The sequence below is a fragment of the Persicitalea sp. genome (genome assembly GCF_041751555.1).
Lineage (GTDB): Bacteria > Bacteroidota > Bacteroidia > Cytophagales > Spirosomataceae > Persicitalea.
Map to the genome: position 1 here is coordinate 1 of NZ_JBGSXF010000741.1, position 2,849 is coordinate 2,849.

Annotated in this window: 2 protein-coding genes; both read right to left on the reverse strand. The window is 50.8% G+C overall.

Features of this window, described 5'->3' with window-relative positions:
- Positions 1-132: 132 nt before the first annotated feature.
- A complete protein-coding gene (locus ACEW8P_RS25880; protein ID WP_373515957.1) occupies positions 133-1,224 on the reverse strand; it encodes a transposase in 1,092 nt (363 codons plus the stop codon).
- 763 nt (positions 1,225-1,987) lie between these two features.
- Entirely contained in the window at positions 1,988-2,794 is an 807-nt protein-coding gene (locus ACEW8P_RS25885; RefSeq protein ID WP_373515958.1) for a sensor histidine kinase, read from the reverse strand.
- Positions 2,795-2,849 lie beyond the last annotated feature (55 nt).

Below are 2,849 nucleotides of genomic sequence, written 5' to 3' on the forward strand. Positions count from 1 at the left end.
GGATACTTCGCCATTTCTAATCTTTTTTTGAGTCTGTTTTACGCTGGAATAATCTGGTCGAATGGTTATTATGTAGATGAGTTTTGGAATTCCTTACTATATGCCACCTGTATTGTATTTTCCTTCATACTACTACACAAATTGAATAATAGGGTTTCTAATCCTAATCCCAGCTAAATACGTATCCAAATTCTTCCAGGTAACAATCTGACTTTTAATCTCTTGCAATCCAGCCCTAAAAATAGATACTGCCAAATATCTCTCGCCATCGCGGTACTTGATGGTTCTGGGTTTGCGCCTTTTCGCCCCGATGACGCCCTCCCTGACGGCCAGCACGTAGGCCGCCACAACCAGGCTGACCATCAGTCGGATTTTCTTCAGGTCAGTCAGGGCGACGTCCTCGAGGTTGAATCCGTTGGTCTTCAGGTGCTTGAAGCAGTATTCGATCTTCCACCTTCTGGCATACCTCTTGCCCATCCTCTTGCTGCCCAACACGCTCGTTATCAGGTAGACGATCGGCTCGTCGAGGTTGGCCGACCTCCACATTTCAATCCTGTACCGACCGCCCTCAAGCTCGAAGACAGCCTGGCAGTAGCCTTTCTTGAGCGCCCGTTTCTCCAGCCTGCCGTAGCACTGCCCGCCGGCCTCGACGGCCTGGCGGTAGATTCCCTTGCGCAGACGGATGACGAAGTCCAATCCCGAATCGGCCAGAAAGCCACACCATACCTTACCAATGAACTCCCGATCAGCCACCAGCAGGAAACCCGTCAGGTCTATGACCGACAGGGCTTTGCGCATAAAATTAATCCGCTCCTGCTCGCTGAGTACCCCCTTGTGCTGGTAGACACGGAAATACACTGGCACAGCCACGCCTCGCACGCGGGCAGCCAGCACCAGCACGTGCAGCTCGAAGCAGCCGATTTTCCATTCTGTGCCGTCAAGCAGAAAGTCGTCAATGCGGCCCGGCAGCGTCTGCAGCACCCACAGAAGCACGTCGATGAACAGCCGCGTGGGGCCGTAGCGCTCGAAGAAGCGTGTCAGCCTGCGGTAGTAGCTGCCCGCCCGCAGGCGCTTGCCCCCCATCACGCGGGCCATATCGTCCTTCATCCGGTTGAGGTTGGTCGTCCTGCTGGTCAGGATGCAAGCCAGCACTACTGTCACGTTTTCAACCGTGCGCTTGTGGTATTTGCCTGGTATTTTGCTAAGTTTGTCAAAGAGAGTCATAGGGAATTTCTGTTAGTTTGGTCACTACAAAAATCACCATAATGGCTCTCTTTTTCAATTCATTAAGTTAATTTGTGTACTAGTCTAAGCCTTCGTATAAAGCTAGCCCGTAGGCGGTAGGCTGCCCGCCACAGCAAGTAAGGGAAAGCTTTAAATTGTCTCAGAAGGGTTTTCATCGAAAAAAAATAATCATAAAACCCCTGGAACGAGCAGACCTTTTGGTAGGTGGGGAATTGTTGGTTTTCCAGCCCGGAACTGAAGCCTATTAAAAAATAAGATTAATGTCGGAATCCAGACAAATGGCTGTGGCAGGGATGAGGAGTATTTGGTTGGTTTTCATATAGTATGTGTTTTAGTGAAAGGGGTGAAAAAAAGTGAGAGTAAGTACCTGATTTGAAATTGATCTGGCAACCGATCAAGGACGAACGTAGGAAAAAAGTGTCCGAAGGTATCGTTTTAGTTACCAAAGGAATTTGGAAGTGCCGTATAATTGCGCGCTATTTGGCGAAGATCATGAATCGGCGAGGCGTCCATTTGCCAGATACGATGCATCAAATTCAAAAATATTCCGTCATCAGCTTTCAGAATTTTTCTAACGATAACTGATATACGAATCCGGACTAATGAAAAACCGGGCGGCGGGTAGGGCATTAAGCCTAAGTCTCGGATTTAGCCATGCTTCTTTGTTCGATTTCCATTTCTGGCGACCGATCATAGTTTCATTGATTTTGGGTTGGACAAAAAACAGGTTGATTGGAGGTCGCTATGCGACAGGACGTGGCAACGTGACCACAAACACCGACCCTTCGCCCTCCACGCTTTCCACCGTCAGGGTACCGCCATGCCCTTTGGTGACGATGTCGTAGCTCAGCGACAAACCCAAGCCTGTACCCGACCCGGTGGGTTTGGTGGTGAAGAAAGGCTGAAATATCTTGTCTTTGACAGCATGGGAAATACCCGTGCCGTTGTCGCTTATTCGAATCTCGACGCCCGATTCGGTACGCCGCGTACCGACGCTAACCCTGGGCTGGTAGTCGGCGGGGGCCGTTTGTCGGCGCTGGGCCACGGCGTAGAGGGCGTTGCTGTACAAGTTCAACAAAACCCGGCCCATCTCACTGGAAACCAGATCGATCATCCCCAGATTTGCATCGAAATCGGTGGCGAGTTCACAGGTGTAGGTTTTGTCCTTGGCGCGCATTCCCTCGTAAGCAAGGCGCAGGTACTCTCCCGCTAAGTTGTTCAGGTCGGTGGGTTCCCGTTCCCCCGTGCTGGTGCGGGAGTGTTCCAGCATGGCCTGCACGATGGCCGAGGCCCGCTGGCCCTGGCTGAATATTTTTTCCAGATTCTGTTTCACATCGCCCAGCAATTCGGCTTCGAGACCGGCATCACGCTTCGGCATCTGCTGCGCTTCTTCCAGTTCCTGCACCAGTTCGGCCGATACTTCGGAGAAATTGTTGACGAAATTGAGCGGGTTCTGGATTTCATGAGCGATACCCGCGGTAAGTTCACCAAGGGAGGCCATCTTCTCCGATTGGATGAGCTGGGCCTGGGTGGCTTTTAAATTGGTCAATGTTGAGGCTAAAACTTTGTTTGCTTTTTGTTTTTGCCTATTGTTGCGGTAAAGA